Annotated in this window: 14 protein-coding genes; 9 read left to right on the top strand and 5 right to left on the bottom strand. The window is 75.3% G+C overall.

Annotation, left to right across the window (positions count from 1 at the left end; genetic code table 11):
* Positions 1 to 17: 17 nt before the first annotated feature.
* From ABTZ91_RS13575 to ABTZ91_RS13560, 4 genes are all read right to left on the bottom strand, one after another.
* The gene (locus tag ABTZ91_RS13575; protein WP_352077309.1) at positions 18 to 881 is read right to left on the bottom strand and encodes a biotin-dependent carboxyltransferase family protein; all 864 of its coding nucleotides are present in this window, start codon (positions 879 to 881) and stop codon (positions 18 to 20) included.
* The gene (locus ABTZ91_RS13570) at positions 878 to 1,504 is read right to left on the bottom strand and encodes an allophanate hydrolase subunit 1 (protein WP_352077308.1); all 627 of its coding nucleotides are present in this window, start codon (positions 1,502 to 1,504) and stop codon (positions 878 to 880) included. Before ABTZ91_RS13570 ends, ABTZ91_RS13575 begins: the two co-directional genes overlap by 4 nt.
* A complete protein-coding gene (locus ABTZ91_RS13565) occupies positions 1,501 to 2,328 on the bottom strand; it encodes a 5-oxoprolinase subunit PxpA (RefSeq protein ID WP_352077307.1) in 828 nt (275 codons plus the stop codon). The genes ABTZ91_RS13570 and ABTZ91_RS13565 overlap by 4 nt, the downstream gene beginning before the upstream one ends.
* Positions 2,329 to 2,534: 206 nt before the next feature.
* Positions 2,535 to 3,815 (bottom strand): MFS transporter, encoded by a 1,281-nt coding sequence (locus ABTZ91_RS13560; protein ID WP_352077306.1) that lies wholly within the window; start codon positions 3,813 to 3,815, stop codon positions 2,535 to 2,537.
* A gap of 156 nt (positions 3,816 to 3,971) precedes the next feature.
* On the opposite strand from ABTZ91_RS13560, the gene ABTZ91_RS13555 reads away from it, so the two are divergent.
* The 5 genes from ABTZ91_RS13555 (at position 3,972) to ABTZ91_RS13535 (ending at position 13,170) form a co-directional block, all read left to right on the top strand.
* Complete coding sequence (locus ABTZ91_RS13555) at positions 3,972 to 4,667, top strand: GntR family transcriptional regulator (RefSeq protein WP_352077305.1); 696 nt, start codon at positions 3,972 to 3,974, stop codon at positions 4,665 to 4,667.
* A gap of 177 nt (positions 4,668 to 4,844) precedes the next feature.
* Positions 4,845 to 6,371: a hypothetical protein gene (locus tag ABTZ91_RS13550; RefSeq protein WP_352077304.1), complete on the top strand. Its 1,527-nt coding sequence runs from the start codon at positions 4,845 to 4,847 to the stop codon at positions 6,369 to 6,371.
* A 308-nt stretch (positions 6,372 to 6,679) separates the two neighbouring features.
* Positions 6,680 to 7,153, top strand: coding sequence for a hypothetical protein (locus ABTZ91_RS13545; RefSeq protein WP_352077303.1), 474 nt, complete (start codon positions 6,680 to 6,682; stop codon positions 7,151 to 7,153).
* Entirely contained in the window at positions 7,150 to 8,046 is an 897-nt protein-coding gene (locus tag ABTZ91_RS13540; protein WP_352077302.1) for a hypothetical protein, read from the top strand. The genes ABTZ91_RS13545 and ABTZ91_RS13540 overlap by 4 nt, the downstream gene beginning before the upstream one ends.
* A 30-nt stretch (positions 8,047 to 8,076) precedes the next feature.
* Complete coding sequence (locus tag ABTZ91_RS13535) at positions 8,077 to 13,170, top strand: hypothetical protein (RefSeq protein WP_352077301.1); 5,094 nt, start codon at positions 8,077 to 8,079, stop codon at positions 13,168 to 13,170.
* A gap of 102 nt (positions 13,171 to 13,272) precedes the next feature.
* On the opposite strand, the gene ABTZ91_RS13530 is transcribed toward ABTZ91_RS13535, so the two are convergent.
* On the bottom strand, positions 13,273 to 13,632 hold the full coding sequence (locus ABTZ91_RS13530; RefSeq protein ID WP_352077300.1) for a hypothetical protein: 360 nt from the start codon (positions 13,630 to 13,632) through the stop codon (positions 13,273 to 13,275).
* Positions 13,633 to 14,087: 455 nt separating this feature from the next.
* Here ABTZ91_RS13530 and ABTZ91_RS13525 point away from each other — a divergent pair, with 455 nt between their 5' ends.
* From ABTZ91_RS13525 to ABTZ91_RS13510, 4 genes are read left to right on the top strand one after another with little or no spacing between them, the layout of a single operon-like run.
* Positions 14,088 to 16,886: a nitrate- and nitrite sensing domain-containing protein gene (locus tag ABTZ91_RS13525; RefSeq protein WP_352077567.1), complete on the top strand. Its 2,799-nt coding sequence runs from the start codon at positions 14,088 to 14,090 to the stop codon at positions 16,884 to 16,886.
* Positions 16,883 to 17,323, top strand: a complete 441-nt coding sequence (locus ABTZ91_RS13520; RefSeq protein ID WP_352077299.1) for a roadblock/LC7 domain-containing protein — start codon at positions 16,883 to 16,885, stop codon at positions 17,321 to 17,323. Before ABTZ91_RS13525 ends, ABTZ91_RS13520 begins: the two co-directional genes overlap by 4 nt.
* 15 nt (positions 17,324 to 17,338) lie before the next feature.
* Positions 17,339 to 17,767 (top strand): DUF742 domain-containing protein, encoded by a 429-nt coding sequence (locus ABTZ91_RS13515; protein WP_352077298.1) that lies wholly within the window; start codon positions 17,339 to 17,341, stop codon positions 17,765 to 17,767.
* Positions 17,748 to 18,353: an ATP/GTP-binding protein gene (locus ABTZ91_RS13510; protein ID WP_352077297.1), complete on the top strand. Its 606-nt coding sequence runs from the start codon at positions 17,748 to 17,750 to the stop codon at positions 18,351 to 18,353. The genes ABTZ91_RS13515 and ABTZ91_RS13510 overlap by 20 nt, the downstream gene beginning before the upstream one ends.
* The last annotated feature ends 204 nt before the right edge of the window (positions 18,354 to 18,557 follow it).

Here is an 18,557-nt window from a genome sequence, read left to right as displayed (position 1 = left end):
TCAGCGTCGCGAGTACCTCAGCGGTACGGCACGAAGCGCACCACCGTCCCCGGAACCGCCTGCGCCGCCCGCGCCAGGTCGGCCTCCCGGACGACCGCCACCACCGGATAGCCACCCGTCGTCGGATGGTCGGCGAGGAACACCACCGGACGGCCGTCCGGCGGCACCTGCACCGCGCCGAGCGGCATGCCCTCGCTGGGCAGTTCACCGTGGACGGCCCGCTCCAGGGCCGGGCCCTCCGTGCGCAGCCCGATGCGGTTGCTCGCCGATGACACCCGCCACGCGCGCGTGGCGAGCGTTCTCAGCGCGCCGGGCGTGAACCAGCCGTCACGGGGCCCGAGCCGGACCCGCAGGACGAGCTCGTCCCCCGGGCCCGGCCACGGGGGAGCGTCGACCGACCCCCGTACGGCCGTGGCCGCCCCCAGCGGCAGCACCACCCCGTCCACCAGCGGCGCCGGGCCGAGCCCGGACAGCAGGTCGGTGGAGCGGCTGCCGAGCACCGGTTCGACGGCGACCCCGCCGCCGAACCCCACGTAAGAGCGCAGCCCGCGCACCGCCGCGCCCACCTCCAGGAGCTGCCCGGGCCCGAGCCGTACGGGCGTGCCCCAGGCGGCGGGCCGGCCGTCCACGGTCACCGGGCAGGGGGCACCGCCCACGACGGCCGTCACCGCGCGGCGCGGCCGCACCGCGCACCCGGTGAGCGTGGTCTCCAGGACGGCCGCGCCCTCCGCGTTGCCGAGCAGCCGGTTGACGAGTCGTACCGCCTCCGGATCGAGCGCGCCGGAGCGCGGCACGCCCAGGTGCGCGTACCCGGGGCGTCCCAGGTCCTGCACGGTGGTCAGCGCCCCGGCCCGTACGACGGCGAGAGCACGGTCGGTCATCGGCCCGCCACCGTGAAACGCACCTGGGTGCCGGGGGAGAGCAGCGCGGCGGGCTCGCGGGCCGGGTCCCACAGCACCGCGTCCGTCGTGCCGATCAACTGCCAGCCGCCGGGCGAGGAACGCGGGTACACCCCGGTGTACGGCCCCGCGAGCGCGACCGAGCCGGCCGGTACGGCGGTACGCGGGGTGGCCCGCCGCGGCACCTCGTAACGGCTGCCGAGGCCCGTGAGGTAGCCGAAGCCCGGCGCGAACCCGCAGAAGGCGACCCGGAACCGGGTCTCCGAGTGGATCCGCACCGCCGCCTCCACGGACACCCCCCACAGATCGGCCACGTCGGCGAGATCCGGGCCGTCGTAGCGCACCGGCACCTCCACGGACGCCGCCTCGCGCGCGTGGCGCACGGGAACGTCCCAGGAGCGCAGCTCGGCCGCGAGCCGGTCGGGAGCCGCCACACCTTCCAGGAGCACCGTCCGCGCCGCCGGAACGATCTCCCGTACGGCGGGCAGCGTGCCCGCCTCCCGCCGGCGCAGCAGCTCGGCGTGGAAGGCCTCCGTCGCCTCGCCGCTCACCAGCTCGACCAGCAGCCCGCGTTCGCCGACCCGGAACACCTCGCGGGCCCTCATGCGAAGGCCTCCACCCGGACCCCGGCGGACTCCAGCTGCGCCCGCACCCGCCGGGCCAGCTCCACGGCGCCCGGCGTGTCGCCGTGGAGGCACAGCGAGCGGGCCCGGACGGCGACCGAACGCCCGCAGTGCGCGGTGACCACACCGAACCGGGCCATGGAGACCGACCGTTCCACCACCTCCGCCGGATCGGTGACGACGGCGCCCTCCTGCCCCCGTGGCAGCAGGGTGCCGTCGGCCCGGTAGGCGCGGTCGCCGAACGCCTCGCCGACGACCGGCAGTCCGGCCCGCACGGCGGCCTCGTGCAGCCGTGACCCGGGCAGCCCGAGGACCGGCAGCCCCCGAGCGTACGGGCCCTGGTCGGACGCCCCCTGGTCGGACGACCCTCGGCCGCCGGTCGGACGGCCCGAGGCGAGGAGGACACCCTCCACGACCGCCGCCGCCTGCTCCTCGTCGCGCACCACCCGGTTGTAGAGAGCGCCGTGCGGCTTGACGTACGCCACCCGGGAGCCGGCCGCACGGGCGAACACCTCCAGGGCGCCGATCTGGTACGCGACCTCCGCCGCCAGCTCGGCCGGCGGCACGTCCATGGCGCGCCGGCCGAAACCGGCCAGGTCGCGGTAGGAGACCTGGGCCCCGATCCGTACCCCGCGTTCCGCCGCCAGTTCGCAGACGCGGCGCATGGTCGCCGCGTCCCCGGCGTGGAAGCCGCAGGCCACGTTGGCGCTGGTGACCACCGAGAGCAGCCGCTCGTCGTCGGTCAGCGTCCAGCGGCCGAAGCCCTCGCCGAGATCGGCGTTGAGGTCGATCGAGACCCGGGTCATGAGAGGTTTCCTTTCCTTGCCGCGCGGAAGAGCACGAATTCAGCGCACGATGCCGCCGGGCGGCGACGTCACCCGCGTATGGCCGGGGCCCCGGCCGGCGGTGGGCCCCGTGGCACACGCGCGGGCACGCGCGCGTGCGGCAGGCGGATCCGGGACGAGGGCGCGGTCGCGGTCGCGGGCGCCGTCGTGGGCGGTCGTGGGGCGGCTCATACGAGTTCCCTCCCGCGGGTCTCCGGCAGGCCGAGCAGGGCGAGCACGGCGAGTCCGTAGCCGACGGCGCCGAACACCAGGGCGCCGCCCACGCCCCAGCTGTCGGCGAGGAAGCCGACCAGGGTGGGGAAGAGCGCGCCGACCGCGCGGCCGGTGTTGTAGGTGAAGCCCTGACCGGTGCCGCGGACGGCCGTCGGGTAGAGCTCGGCGAGGAAGGAGCCGAAGCCGCTGAAGATGGCCGACATGCAGAAGCCGAGCGGGAAGCCGAGGACCAGGAGCAGGGTGTTCGCCCCGGCCGGGATGTGGGTGTAGGCGAGGACGGCGAGCGCGGACAGGACCGCGAAGAGCGCGATGTTCTTCTTCCGGCCGAGCCGGTCGGTGAGATAGCCGCCGGTGAGGTAGCCGGTGAAGGCCCCGGAGATCAGGAAGGTCAGATAGCCGCCGGTGCCGACGACCGTCAGTCCGCGCTCGGTCTTCAGGAAGGTCGGCACCCACGTGGCGAGCGTGTAGTAGCCCCCCTGGACGCCGGTCGAGAGCAGCACCGCGAAGAGGGTGGTGCCGAGCAGCGGGCGCCTGAAGACGGCGGTGAACGAGCCGCGGTCGGCGCTCGCGCGGCGCGCCTCGGCCGCCTGCGGCGCGTCCTCGACGTTGCGGCGCACGTAGACGATGAGCAGGGCGGGCAGGGCGCCGGTCCAGAACATGACCCGCCAGGCGGTGTCGGCGTCGACGAACTGGAAGACCAGCGTGTAGACGATCACGGCGAGCGCCCAGCCGGCCGCCCACGCGCTCTGGATGCCGCCGAGCGTACGGCCCCGGTGCCGCGCGGAGGCGTACTCGGCGACCAGGATGGCGCCGACCGCCCACTCGCCGCCGAAGCCGAGGCCCTGCAGGGCGCGGAAGACCATCAGCGTCTCGTAGTTCGGCGCGAAGCCGCACAGGACGGTGAACAGGGCGTAGGTGGCGACCGTGATCATCAGCGCCCGGACCCGTCCGATCCGGTCGGCGAGGATGCCGGCGAGCGCTCCGCCGACGGCCGAGACCACCAGGGTGACGGTGGTGAGGAGGCCGGTCTGCCCCTGGTCGAGGTGGAAGTAGGCGGCGATCGCCACCATCGACAGCGGCAGGGTGAAGAAATCGTACGAATCAAGGGCGTATCCGCCGAAGGCGCCGCCGAACGCGCGCCTGCCGCGCGGTCCGAGGGCGCGCAGCCACGCGAACGCGCCGGTGTCGTCGGCCCGTTCGTCCCGGATCTGCTGCTGGGTCCTGGTCGTGCTCATCTGCACCTCGCAGAGGGAGGAGGAGTGAGGAGCGGTGCGGTGTCGTTCAATGTAGGGATTGTTGAACGATCCGACAAGAGACGTGTCGGCTCGTTCTTGTTTCCGTGACGGTTCCTGCGATTGACTCGGCCGCGGACGACGGAGGGAACGAGGCACATGGACGGATTCGGCGAACTGGCCGACGACCGCGCCCTGCTGGGGCGCACGAGCACGGCGGAACGGGTCGCCGACATCCTGCGCACCCGGATCGCCGAGGGCTTCTTCCCGCCCGGCACCCGCCTGTCCGAGGAGAGCATCGGCGGCGCCCTCGGGGTGTCCCGCAACACCCTGCGTGAGGCCTTCCGGCTGCTCACCCACGAACGACTGCTCGTCCACCGGCTCAACCGGGGCGTCTTCGTCCGGGTCCTCGCGGTCGAGGACGTCGCCGACATCTACCGCACCCGCCGGCTCGTCGAATGCGCCGTCGTGCGCGGGCTCGGGGAGCCGCCGTTCCCGGTCGACGGGCTCGCCGCCGCCGTCGCGGAGGGCGAGCGGGCCGCGCGCGCCGGGGACTGGAAGGGCGTCTCCACCGCCAACATCCACTTCCACCGCGAGCTCGTCGCCCTGGCCGGCAGCGCCCGCACCGACGAACTCATGCGCGGTGTGCTCGCCGAACTCCGGCTCGCCTTCCACATGGTGGACGACCCGCGCGGTCTCCACGAGCCCTATCTCCTAAGAAACCGGGAGATTCTGGACGTGCTGCGGTCCGGAGACCGGGACGGCGCCGAGCGACTCCTCGCCCGCTACCTGGACGACTCCCGCACCCGTATCGCCGAGGCGTACGCGAAGGCGGTCGACGAACCGGAGGGGTGAGCGGGCGCCGGGCGCGGGGGAGCGTTCTCGGGGGCGCGGGCCGACCGGGGCCGGGGTGCGCCGGGGCAGGCCGTCGCGGTCGCGCAAGCGCGAGGCCGGGGTGCGCCGGGGCAGGCCGTCGCGGTCGCATAAGCGCCGTTTCGACCGTTGTCAGTTCGAGGACCTACTCTGTGCACCGTGACTTCGCCTGCCTCGACGGACCTCGCTCCGCCCCAGCTCAGCGCGGGGCCGCGCCCCGCGCAGGGCCCGGCCGCCGACGAAGGGCTCGCGCGGCGGCTCCGCGCGCTCGCGTGCACCGCCCCGCTGCACGACCTCGACGCGCGCAAGGCGAACCTGGCCGGTGAGTACTCGGTCTACGCGATGGCCGAGATCGCCCTCGCCGCGATCGACCTCGTCACGCTCAACATGGACTTCGACACCGGCGCCGACAGCGAGCAGATAATCGCCCGTCTGCTGCCCCGTGTCGCCGCCCAGGCCCCCGAGCGCCCCGCCGCCGAGCACGAGCGCGTCGCCCGCTGGGTCCTGGAGAACCTGATCAACGTCGGCAGCGTCGACCGCGGCTTCCGTGCCGTCTACGGCACGTTCGGCGCGGACGGCGTCTACATCCGCCGCGACTACGACTTCAAACTCATCGAAGAGGTCCCGGGCTACGGCGGCGGCGTCTACCTCCGTACGACGGACGAAGCGGTCAACGTCCTCGTCGGCGCCCTCGACACGGACGTCACCAGCGCCCAGATCGCCGCCGAGGTGAAGCTGGAGGTCCTCATCAACCGGGGCCGCCTCGCCGACGCCCAGCTCGCCGCGGAGCAGGCCCGCTACCGGACCGTGCAGTACGCGGAGACCCTCCGCAAGACCCTGGAGGCCACCCGGCGCAACGTCCGCGCCGTCGACTGGCTCAACGCGGTCCCCGACATGATCGCCGAGGCGCTCGACCACGTCGCCGACCGCTACCGCCACGAGAACGCGATCCTCACCAACATCCGCAAGGCCCGCGACGAGGCGGAGGACCAGGAGCACAAGCGCCGCGCCGCCGAGCTCGTCGACATCGTCAAGGACTGCATCCGGCGGCACACCCAGCTCCAGTCCCGCCTCTTGGAGGCCGGCCCGCTCTTCCGCGCCGAACAGGACCGCCAGGCCTTCGCCGCGCCCACCGCGTACACGGGCCTCGACCTGTACGGACAGCTGGTCGCCCCGGTCCTGCCGCTGCCCGTCGAGCAGGCCATCAAGGTCACCGACGCCTTCTTCGCCCACGGCACGGGCCTGCGCACGCCCGCGTCCGTCCGCGTCGGCGACCTCGTCGACATGCTCCTCACCCCGCCCGTGGAGCGCCAGCACCTGGGCGCCGAGATGCCCGAGCCGGACCTGATCGCCACCCCCGACGACAGCCGCTTCAGCGAGGAGCAGCTGGCGAGCGCCATGGAGCTCCTCGACCTGGAGCACGACGCCCCGCGCCGCCTCTCCGGCCTCCTCGCCGACGCCCGCCGCCTCGACCCCGATCTTCCCTACCTGGTCGCCCTCCTCGCCGTCCACGCCGCCAGCCCTCCGGTCGGCACGGCCTACCGCCAGGGCGAGGAACGCCTCCTCTTCGCCGTCGACGACGGCACCCCCCTCGACGACCCCGAATTCGGCGGCGCCGACCTCATCGTCGGCACGGCCCTCCTCGACGCCGCGGGCATGGCGGCCGACCGCACGGAGGCCACATGACCCCCGCGGACCCGACCGACACGACCCCGGCGACGGCCGCGGAGCCCGTGCCGTGTGCCGACGGGCCGGTGCCGGCCTCGGGCGCTGCGGGGAATGCCACCGCGCCGTCGGCGGGGCCGGACGCCGCCGGGCCGCCTGCCGGCGTGCCTGCGGCAGCCCCAGCAGCCCCGGCAGCCTCGCCGTCCGTCGCTCCGGAGCCCATGGCCTCCCTCGCCGCACCGGTCCCCGGCGCACCGACGCGCACCGGAACCCCCGCGGCCGCCCCCACCGCCCCGACGGGTACCGGCACCCGCGCTGGCGATCCCGCCGTGCCGACGGGCACCGGCACCCGCGCGGCCGCCCCCACCGCCCCGGCCGCCGGGCCTGACGCGCGGCCCGTCGCGCCGCCACCCGCCGGGCCCGACGCGCGGCGCACCGCACCGCCGCACGCCGAGCGGACCCCGGCCCAGGGCTCCCGCCCCGGCACGCCTGTGCCCGACACGCCTGTGCCCGACACGCCCGTGCCCGGCACCCCCGTGCCCGGCATCCGTGTGACGCGCGTCGCCGTCGCGCGGCCCGTCGAGGCGCCGTCCGAGCCGGACGGGGACGGACCGCGCGTCGCGGCCGTCGTCGTCGGGGGCGCGAGCGGGCCGGTGGGGCGGCCGTTCGTGCGGGCGGTGCCGCTGCCGCGCGGTGCCGAGACCCGTGCCGAGCCGGTGGTCACGCCGCCGCCCGTCGCCGTCACGCCCGTACGCCTGCCCCTGCCCGAACCCACCCACCGTCCCGAGGAGCCCCAGCCGTGAGCGAACACCACGTCGAGCACACCGACGCGTGGAGCGAGCCGGAGGCCCCCCGGACCACCCCCGCGACCGCGGCGCTGACGCCCGCCGACGCGGCCGACGCCGCCCGGCTCGTCTCCTTCGGCCTGCAGCCCAAGCTGCTGCCCGCCCGTGACGCCGAGTACGCCGAACTGCTCCGCCGCTACCGCGAGGACCCCGCCTTCGCGCGCCTCGCCGACGCCGTCGCCACCGGCCTCGGCCTCGTCGTCCTGGAGGTCTCCCCGCGCGCCGGCATGGCCGTCACCGCCGGGGAGGACTCCGTCTTCGCCGTCCGCATGGGCGACTACGCCCGCCGTGCCTCCACCGACTCCGCCGACCGGTTCCTGCACGGCCTCGCCCACCTCGCCGTCGCCGCCATGGCCTTCCCCCGCCCCGAGGACCTCGCCGACGACGGCTACATCGGCCGGCTCACCGTCAACGGCGTCGACGCCTTCGTACGCCAGGCCTGCCGCCGCCTGGAGGAGCGCGCCGAGCAGCAGGGCGAGAACACCGACCCCGAGACCGATGCCCCCGGCCTGGAGGCCGCCTGGCGGATCTACGCCCGCCGCAGCGCCACCGGCGCCACCAAGGACGCACGCCGGCTCGCCGGCTCCACCACCGGCATCGTCGGCAAGGCCGTCGCCTTCCTCACCGACTCCGGTTTCCTCCAGCGCACCGGCGACGAGTCCGGCGGCTCCTACCGCACCACCGCCCGCTACCAGCTCCAGGTCCGCGACATGGCCGGCAGCGCCGCCCTCGCCGAGCTCCTCGACCTCGGCATCGTCCCCGTCAGCGACGGCACCGCCACGCTCCTGCCGCCGCCGGAGGGCGACGACCTGGAGATCGCCGCCGACGCCGGCCTGCCCTTCCACGCCTGATCCACGAACGACACGACGAGAGTCCGCCGCATGTACGAGCTGTCCCGGGTCCGCCTCTACTCCATCGGCCCGGCCGGTGCCCGCTACGCCGACACCGTCCTGGACCTGCGCGGAGTCGGCGCGCCCGTGCCCCACCCCGCCCCCACCCAGGCGGAGTTCTTCGAGGAGGAGCCGGTCGGCCCGCCGCGCCGCCCGGCCCCCGCCGGCGTCCTCTTCCTGGAGAACGGCGGCGGCAAGTCCGTCCTCCTCAAGCTGATCTTCTCGGTCATGCTGCCCGGCCACCGCAACACCCTCGGCGGCGCCAGCTCCGGCGTGCTCCGCAAGTTCCTCCTCGCCGACGACTGCGGCCACGTCGCCCTGGAGTGGCAGCACACCCTCACCGGTGAACTCGTCGTCGTCGGCAAGGCCAGCGAGTGGCGCGGCCGCCAGGTCTCCAACGACCCCCGCAAGTTCGCCGAGGCCTGGTACTCCTTCCGCCCGGGCCCCGGGCTCAGCCTCGACAACCTGCCCGTCGCCGAGGCCACTTCCGTCCGCCCGCCCGCCGAGGGCACCTCCGGCGCCACCGGCCGCCGCCGCACCATGAAGGGCTTCCGCGACGCCCTCACCGAGGCGGGCAAGGCCTATCCCCACCTGGAGGTCTACTGGGAGGAGATCCACGACCGCTGGAACGAGCACCTCGGCGACCTCGGACTCGACCCCGAACTCTTCCGCTATCAGCGGGAGATGAACGCCGACGAGGGCGAGGCCGCCGGCCTCTTCGCGGTCAAGAAGGACTCCGACTTCACCGACCTGCTGCTGCGCGCCGTCACCGACACCCGCGACACCGACGGCCTCGCCGACCTGGTCAGCGGCTTCGGCAACAAGCTCGGCCGCCGCGCCGAGCTCACCGCCGAACGGGACTTCACCGCCGGCTCCGTCGACCTGCTCACCCGCATCGTGGACGCCGCCGACACCCGCGCCCGCGCCCGCGACGTGCACGCCGGCGCCGAACGCCGCACCCGCACCCTCGCCCGCCGGCTCTCCGCCCGCGCCGCCCAGGAGCGCGGCCGGGCCGCCGAACTCGCCCAGCAGGTCACCTCCGCCGCCCACGCCGTCTCCGAGGCCGAGACCGCACGCGGCCGCAGCGCCCTCATCGCCGCCGAACTCGCCTACCGCCACGCCTCACTGGCCCTGACGGCCGCCGAGAAGGGCGCCGCCGCCCAGCGCCGCGAGCTCAGCGACGCCCGCACCCTGCACGCGGCCTGGCAGGCCGCCGAGTCCGTGCTCCGCCACCGGGCAGCGAGCGACCGCTCCACGCGCGTCGCCGCGGCCATCCGCGAGGCCGAGCGGGACGCCGCCCCGGCCCTCGCCGCCCGCGCCAAGGCCGCCGCCGATCTCGTACGGGCACTGGCCGCCGCGGCCGAGGAAGGCGAACGGCAGGCCGCCGAGGAGGAGGAGCGTTCCGCCGCCCTCCAGGAGGCCGGCGAGACCGCCCACCGCGACGCCACCGCCGCCGCCACCGAGGCCCAGCGCGCCCGCAGCGAGGCGGGCCACCTGCGCCAGCGCCTCGCCGAGGTCGAACAGGAGACGGCCGAGGCCGTCCGCGCCGGCTGGCTCGACGACACGGCGCCCGACGCCGACCCCGCCCGCGCCGCCCTCGCCGCGAGCGACGCCGAGAAGACCACGGTCGCCGCGTGGGACGCGGCCCGCGAGGCCGCCCGGACGGCCGCCGAACGCGCCCGAGAGGCCGCCGCCGCCGAATCCCGCGCCGAACTCGCCGCCGCCCGCGCCTCCGACGCGGCCGAGGCCGCCGAGCACGCCTACGAGGCGGAGCGCCGCGCCGCCGAGTCGCTGGCCGCCGAGGAGCGCCTGGCCGAACTGCTCAGCCTGCCGAGCACCCCCGCCCCCGTCCCGGGCCAGCGGGCCGGCACCCCGGGCACCGGCGTCGTCCCCGGTCAGGGCGGCCCCGGCGCGACCGGGAGCCGCCGCGACGGCGCCGGCGGCCCGGCCGGCTCCGCGTCCGGTGACCACCGCGCCGGCCGGACGGGCCCGGCCACGGCCGCCCGCCCCGGCGCGGACGGGCCGGAAGCCGCCGGCCACGCCGGAAGCGCCGCCGCCGACGGCGACGCGTACGGCAGCGCGGCCCGGTCCGACGACCAGGCCGAGAGCGGCCTCGCCACGCCCGGCGACCCCGCGGCCCGCGGCCACGGCCTCCCTGGCCAGGGCCCGGGTGGTCAGGGCCTCCGTGACCAGGGCCCCGGTGACCCCGGCGACCGCACCGGCACCGCCGCCGCGCCCGCCACCGGCCACGCCGCCCCCGGCGCCGCCTTCGGTCTGCGGCCGGCCGCCCAAGGCCCCCTCACCGTCACCGAGTTCGACCGGTACGCCGACGACCTGCGCGCCCTGCTCGACCAGTCCATCGCCTCCGCCGAGCGCCAGCTCTTCGACCTGCGCACGGCCGCCGCCGACGACAACCGCATCCTCGGCGCCCTCGGCGACGGCGGTCTGCTGCCGCCCGGCCCCGACGTCCTCGCCACTGTCGAGTACCTCGGCGAGCACGGCATCCCCGCCCTGCCCGGCTGGCGCTACCTCGCCCAGGCCGTCGACCCCGCCGACCACGCCGCCGTCCTCGCCGCCCGCCCCGAGCTGGTCGACGGCGTCGTCATCACCGACCCCGTCTCCTACGGCCGTGCCCGCGAAGTGCTGAGCGGCGCCGCGCTGCTGCCCCGCTCCACCGTCGCCGTCGGCACCGCCGCCGCCCTCCTCGCGCCCGTGCCCGCGCCCGACTCCGGGCAGGACGGGGAGGTCTTCCTCGTGCCGCCGAACCCGGCGATGCACGACGAGCACGCCGCCGACGAGGAGCGCCAGGCCCTGCGCGCCCGTGCCGCCGCCCGTGACGAGGAGATCCGGGCCCTCGCCGCCCGCCTCGCGGGCGACCGCTCCCTCGCCGCCCGGATCGGCGCCTGGCGCGCCGACTGCCCGCCCGGCATGCTCACGGAGCTGGCCGCCGCCGCGGCCTCCGCCCGTACCGCCGCCGAGGCCGCGGTCGCCGCGCTCGCCGAGGCCCGTACGGTACGGGCCGAGGCCGACGAGGCCGCCGCCGACGCCGCCCGGGTCCGCGACGAGCGGCAGGAGGCCGCCCAGCGGTCCCGCCGTGCCGCCGACGCGCTCGCCGGCCTCGCCTTCCGGCTGCGCGAGCGTTCCGCCTGGCAGGCCAGGCTGCGCGAACTCGCCGACGAGGCCGCCGAGTGCGAGGCCCGCGCCCAGACCTGCCTGGAGCGTGCCCGCGCCGCCGACGAGGACCGCCGGGCCGCCCAGCGCGCCGCCGACGACGCCCACCGCACCGCCCGCGCGCTGCGCGCCGAGCGCGCCGAGATCGCCGGCGCCCCGGAGAACCTGCCGGAGGAGGACGCCGACGCCTCCCGCGCCGCGCTCCCCACCCTGCGCGAGGCCTACCGCGCCGCCTCCCAGCTGTACGAGAAGGTCGGCGTCGGCGCCGACCTGCGCGCCGAGCAGGCCCGTGCCGAGAGCGACGAGTCCGCCGCCCGCGCCGAGCTCGACCGCCTGACCAACAAGGTCCGTACCCGCGCCGAGCAGCTCCTGGAGTCCACCGACGGCGCGGACGGACCGTCCCGCCAGGCCGCCGCCGCCCGCGCCGAAGCCCTCGTACAGAAGTTGGAGACGCGCGCCTCCGAGGCCAGCGAGAAGCTCGGCCGGCTGCGCGGCGAGGCCGAGCGGCTCGCCCCCGAGGACGGCGAGGCGCACACCGAGCTGCCCGAGGAGCTCGTCCCGGCCGACGCCGAGCACGCCCAGGCCCTGCTGCGTACCGCCACCGCCGAACTGGCCGCCCGCACCGACGCCCTGGAGGCGGCGCGCGCCGCCCACGCCGGTCTGCTCCAGGCCCACCGGGCCGCCGAGGACGCCGCCGGCGGCTTCGACGAGACCGCGGCGCTCCTCCGCGACCTCCTGCGCGACCACGCGGAGGAGGAGCAGGAGGAGCCCGAGCCGTACCCCGGCCCGCTGGCGGAGGCCCGGAACGCGGCGGCGGAGGCCCGCCGTTCGCTGCGCGGCTGCGCCGCCGACCTGTCGGCCGCCGACGCCGCAGTCCGCGAGGCCGGCGACATCCTCGTACGGCACGCCAACTCCACCCGGTTCGAGCAGGTCCGCACCCCGGCCCGCCAGCAGATCCGTGAACTGCCCGCCGCCGCACTGCCGGAGCACGCGGCGAAGTGGGCCGAGGCCTTCGCCCCGCGCCTGCGCGTGCTCACCGACGAGCTCGCGCAGCTGGAGCGCAACCGCGACTCCATCGTGGACCGGCTGCGCGGCCTGGTGGAGTCCGCGCTCGCCACGCTGCGCTCCGCCCAGCGGCTGTCCCGGCTGCCCGAGGGCCTGGGGGAGTGGTCGGGCCAGGAGTTCCTGCGCATCCGCTTCGAGGAGCCCGACCAGGCCACCCTCACCGAGCGCCTCGGCGAGGTGATCGACGAGGCGACCCGCGCCGCCGTCAGGAAGAACTCCGACCTGCGCCGGGACGGGATGTCCCTGCTGCTGCGCGGTGTCCAGGCGGCGCTCGAACCGCGCGGTGTCGCCGTGGAGATCCTCAAGCCGGACGCGGTGCTGCGCGCCGAACGCGTGCCGGTCGGGCAGATGGGCGACGTCTTCTCCGGCGGCCAGCTGCTCACCGCCGCCATCGCCCTCTACTGCACGATGGCCGCGCTCCGCTCCAACGACCGGGGCCGCGACAAGCACCGCCACGCGGGCACGCTGTTCCTCGACAACCCCATCGGCCGCGCCAACGCCACGTATCTGCTGGAGCTCCAGCGGGCGGTGTCCGACGCGCTCGGCGTGCAGCTGCTGTACACCACGGGCCTGTTCGACACGACCGCGCTCGCCGAGTTCCCGCTGGTCATCCGGCTGCGCAACGATGCCGACCTGAGGGCGGGCCTGAAGTACATCAGCGTGGAGGAGCATCTGCGGCCGGGCCTGCCGCAGCCGAGCGCGGAGGGCGAGACGATCCACGGCGAGATCACGGCGACCCGGATGTTCCGCCGTACTCCCGAGACCGCCCCCGCCGTCGCCGCGGCCTCCGCATCCACCTCGGCCACCGCCTCCGCCACCGCCGTGGCCTCCGGCGCGGCGCCGGAGTAGTCGGGCGCGGTCATGGAAAAGGCGTTCGGCCCGTCCCCCGCGCAACGGGGGCCGGGCCGAACGCCCTCGCCATCAGGTCTCCGCGTCTCCGCTCGTCCGCGCTCAGGCGGCCTCCGACAGCGCCGCCCCTTCCTCCCGGCGCTGTTCGCGCCGCAGCAGACCCGCCGTGCTGCTCGGCTCCGACACGACGCCGTTGCGCTGCTGCCACACCTGGCGGGTGATCCACACGTCGAGCACGCTCCAGGTCGCCACCACGGTGCTGACCACCGCCGTGATCGTCACCGGGAACGCCAGCCACGACCCGGCGAGCGAGCAGAAGAAGGCGACCATCGCCTGAATCAGCGTCACGGAGGTGATCAGAACGGCTCGCACGGCGGCCGCCCGCACCGGATCCGGCAACCGGCGACGGCCCTTCTCGTCCTCCACCCACAACTGCCGCACCGGCCGCGCCTCGTGTTCCATCGCGCTCGTCACTCCCCACCAACGATGTCTCCAGGGAAGCTGCTGCCCGTCTTGAGCCGCTTTACGCGGACACACCCTCCCCGGTACAGAATGACGTACGAGGGAGGGAAAAGGTTTCGCCGGTCCCCTCCCCGGTCACCTCTCGACGGAGCGGAACGCCCAATTCCAGCCATCGTGGAGCGGACGGGCCTCGGCGGCCCGCGCCGCGCCCCGCAAGGTGTCCTGCGCCACAGTGGCGGAAGCCAACTCCTCGAATACCGGGACATCTCATGATCAACACTCACTCGACCGGCTGAAAATCGCCCGGACGCGTCTTCGAGATGGCTGTGATGCAGTAGTAGGCTCGCGCCGCCGTTTGTTGAATCCGAAGGTTGACGCCGCGTGTTGACGCCGAGCGTGACGACGTGACGATGTGAGGGACCTCCGTGGCCGCGGGGGCCGAGCTGGGGGAGGCCATGCGCTTTCGCGGGAAGTCCATCCGCAGGAAGATCGTGGCGTTGCTCCTCGTGCCGCTCGTCTCCCTCACCGGCCTCTGGGGCTTCGCTACGGTCCTCACCGGCCGCGAGGCCCGGCAACTCCTCGACGTCGCCTACATCGTCGACAAGGTCGGCTACCCCATCGAGGACACCGTCCGCGTCATCCAGAAGGAACGCCGCCAGTCCCTCGTCTACCTCGCCGACCCCCGGGCCGCCGACGCCCTCACCGAGCTCCGCGTGCAACGCGAGGCCACCGACCGCCAGATCGCCCTGATCCGGCGCAACGCCGCCGACCCCGGCGTACGCGGCGAGATGAGCCCGGTCACCGCCCAGCGGCTCACCTCCGTCCTCGACGCCCTCGACGGCCTCTCCTCACTGCGCCGCTCGGTGGAGAACCGCAGCATCGGCCGCATGCAGGCCCTCGACTTCTACAGCCGGCTCGTCGACCCCTGCTACAGCTTCCTCCTGACCCTCCACGCCCTGGAGAACGTCGAGATGGACAAGCAGGGCCGCGCCCTCGTCGGTGTCACCCGCGCCCGCGAACTCCTCTCCCGCGAGGACGCCCTCGTCGTCTCCGCGCTCATCGCCGAACGCGTCACCACCGAGGAGATCCGCGCGATCACCGACCTCGTCGCCGGTCGCAAGGTGTTCTACGAGGCCAACCTGGAGATCCTCCCGGGCTCCGAACGCCGGCGCTTCGAAACGTACTGGACCGGCCCCGAGACCGCGCCGCTGCGCAAGGCGGAGGAGGCCGTCATCACGGCGGGCGCCACCGACAACCCCCGGGCCGTCACCGCCGAGCGCTGGCAGGAGCACACCGCCCCCGTCCTCGACGACCTCGCCCGCGAGAACACCGCGGCCGGCGACCGCTACCAGGAGCGGGTCCAGCCCGCCGCGTACAGAGTGCTGCTCAAGGCCGGCATCGCCGGTGTCCTCGGCTTCGTCGCCCTCCTCGTCTCCGTCGTCGTCTCCGTCCGCATCGGCCGCGAGCTCATCCGCGACCTGCGGCTGCTCCGCAAGGAGGCCCAGGAGGTCTCCGGCGTCCGCCTGCCCAGCGTCATGCGCCGGCTCGCCGCCGGCGAACACGTCGACGTCGAGACCGAGGTGCCCCACCTGCGGTACGCCGAGGACGAGGTCGGCCAGGTCGGCCAGGCCCTCAACACCCTCCAGCGCGCCGCCGTCGAGGCCGCCGTCAAGCAGGCCGACATGCGCCGCGGCGTCGCCGAGGTCTTCGTCAACCTCGCCCGCCGCAACCAGGTCCTGCTGCACCGCCAGCTCACCCTCCTCGACACCATGGAGCGCCGCACCGAGGACACCGACGAGCTCGCCGACCTCTTCCGGCTCGACCACCTCACCACCCGCATGCGCCGCCACGCCGAGGGCCTGGTGATCCTCTCCGGCGCCGCCCCCTCCCGGCAGTGGCGCAAGCCCGTCCAGCTCATGGACGTCGTCCGCGCCGCCGTCGCCGAGGTCGAGGACTACGAGCGCATCGAGGTCCGCCGGCTGCCCCGGCTCGGCGTCGGCGGCCCCGCCGTCGCCGACCTCACCCACCTCATCGCCGAACTCCTCGAGAACGCCACCGTCTTCTCGCCGCCGCACACCGCCGTCCAGGTGCTCGGCGAGCGCGTCGCCAACGGCTTCACCCTGGAGATCCACGACCGCGGCCTCGGCATGAGCCCCGACGCCCTGCTCGACGCCAACCTGCGCCTCGCCGAGACCCCCGAGTTCGAGCTGTCCGACACCGACCGCCTCGGCCTCTTCGTGGTCAGCCGCCTCGCCCAGCGCCAGAACGTCCGCGTCTCCCTCCAGCCCTCCCCGTACGGAGGCACCACCGCGGTCGTCTTCATCCCGGCCGCGCTGCTCACCGACGCCCCCGAGACCCAGGGCGCCGGCTTCCGGCTCGACCGCAAGAGCCTGGACCCCCGCATCGCGACGGACCGGAAGAACGCCTCCGGGCCCGAGGGGCTGACCGGCGGCCGGCCCGCCCTCACCCAGGTCCTCGACACGGCCCTCGACGGCCCCGTCGAGCTGGAGGCCCCGCTGGGCACCGACGGCCTCGACGACCTCCTCGGCGGCGCGGCCGACCTCCTCGACACCGAGAGCGAGCGCGGCGGCCTGTTCCGGGCCCGTGAGCACCGCCGCCGCGGCGCCCAGCACCACGGTCAGAGCCAGAGGCAGAAGCAGAGCCAGAAGCAGGACCGGCACCAGCAGAGCCACGATCGCACCGACGCCCACAGCGCCGACGACACCCCGGCCGGACCCGTCCCGCTGCCCCGCCGCCGCCCGCCGACGCTCGTCGTCGACCACGGCCGGCGCCTGGACGAGCCGGGCCGGGACCACCCGGCCGCGGGACCGGCCGGCGACACCGACGCCTCCGGCCCCGGCTCCCGTCCCGACGACACGATGGAGCTCGGCCGGGTCCGCCCCGCGCCCACCCTCGTCCCCGTACCGCAGGAGGAACCGGCCCCGTTCGGCGGGCTGCCCCGCCGCGTCCGCCAGGCCAGCCTCGCGCCCCAGCTGCGCGCCACCGACGGGCGCGGGAACGACCGCGCCGGGGACGGTCGTGACCGCGACGGACGGGACCGGGACGGTCGGGGCGGGGACCGGAAGGGCGCCACGGCCGGCTCCGGAGCCGCCACCGAGACCGACTCCTTCGAGCGCGACGCCGAGGAGGTGCGCAGCCGCATGGCCTCGATGCAGCGGGGCTGGCAGCGCGGCCGCCGGCAGAACGCCGAAACGACAGCACCAGGAACGACACCCGAGGGGGACGGTCGATGACCGCACCGAACGCCGCAGCAGCCCACAGCTCCACCCACGGCAACGGGGAGCTGAACTGGCTCCTCGACGAACTCGTCCAGCGCGTCGGCTCGATCCGCAAGGCCCTGGTGCTCTCCAGCGACGGCCTGCCCACCGGCGCCTCGCAGGACCTCTCCCGCGAGGACGGCGAGCACCTCGCCGCCGTCGCCTCCGGCTTCCACAGCCTCGCCAAGGGCGTAGGGCGCCACTTCGAGGCGGGCAGGGTCCGCCAGACCGTCGTCGAGCTGGAGGACGCCTTCCTCTTCGTCACCGCCGCCGGTGACGGCAGCTGCCTGGCCGTCCTCGCCGACGCCGACTCCGACGTCGGCCAGGTCGCGTACGAGATGACCCTCATGGTCAAGCGGGTCGGCGCGCACCTCGCCACGGCGCCCCGCACCGGGCTGCCCACCGGGGGATGAGTGAGGGGGACGGGGATGAGTGACGCAGACCGGGCCGGCAGCCGGTCCAGAGCGGGCCACGAGGGCGAGACCGGCCACTGGTTCGACGACGAGGCGGGCCCGGTGGTCCGCCCGTACGCGATGACCCGCGGCCGCACCAGTGCCGCGACCCGCCACCGCCTCGACCTCATCGCGGTGGTGGTGCCCGAACCGGCCGCCGACGACCCCGGCCGCGACCAGACGCTGTCCCCCGAACACGTGGAGATCGTCGAACGCTGCTCCGAGCAGCCGCAGTCGATCGCCGAACTCGCCGCGGGGCTCGACCTCCCCGTCGGGGTGGTACGGGTCCTCGTCGGGGACCTCGTCGAGGACGAGCTCGTACACGTGACCCGCCCCGTTCCGCCGGCCGAGCTGCCGGACGTGAGCATCCTTCGCGAGGTGATCAATGGCCTTCGGGCGCTCTAGCCGCAAGCAGCAGCCGCCGGTCGAACCGATGACGCTGAAGATCCTCGTCGCGGGCGGCTTCGGAGTCGGAAAGACCACCCTGGTGGGCGCGGTCAGCGAGATCCGGCCGCTGCGCACCGAGGAGATCCTCAGCGAAGCCGGCCGGCCGGTCGACGACCTGCACGGTGTCGAGACCAAGGCGACCACCACCGTCGCCATGGACTTCGGGCGGATCACGCTGCGCGAGGACCTGGTCCTCTACCTCTTCGGCACCCCGGGACAGGACCGCTTCTGGTTCCTGTGGGACGAGCTCGCCCAGGGCGCGCTCGGCGCGGTCGTGCTCGCCGACACCCGGCGCCTGGAGGACAGCTTCGCCGCCATCGACTACTTCGAGCGGCGCGGCATCCCCTTCACGGTCGCCGTCAACTGCTTCGAGGGCGCCCGCCGCTACGCGCCCGAGACCGTCCGGGGCGCGCTCGACCTCGACCCGGAGGTGGAGCTGCTGATGTGCGACGCCCGGGACCGCGAGTCGGTCAAGAACGTCCTGGTCGCGGTCGTCGAACACGCCCTGGTCCTCGCGGGCGGAGCTGCGGCGCTGACGACCTGAGGGCGCCCGTGCCGACGACCTGAGGGTGCCCGTGCCGGCGACCTGAGGGCGCCCGTGCCGACGACCTGAGGGCGCCTGCGGACACCTGGAGACGCCTGCGCGGCGACTCGACGGCGCGTCCACGGCGGGTTCACGGCGCGGCGGGCGACCGGCAGGTGCCGGGGGCGCGGGCCGGGATCACCGCGAACCAGGGCCTGTTCGGCC

Origin of the sequence: Streptomyces sp. NPDC126499, from assembly GCF_040302485.1 — a bacterium.
In the GTDB taxonomy this organism is placed as follows: Bacteria; Actinomycetota; Actinomycetes; order Streptomycetales; family Streptomycetaceae; genus Streptomyces.
The sequence above is the reverse complement of the archived record's forward strand: the minus strand, read 5'-3'. Positions and strand labels throughout refer to the sequence as shown.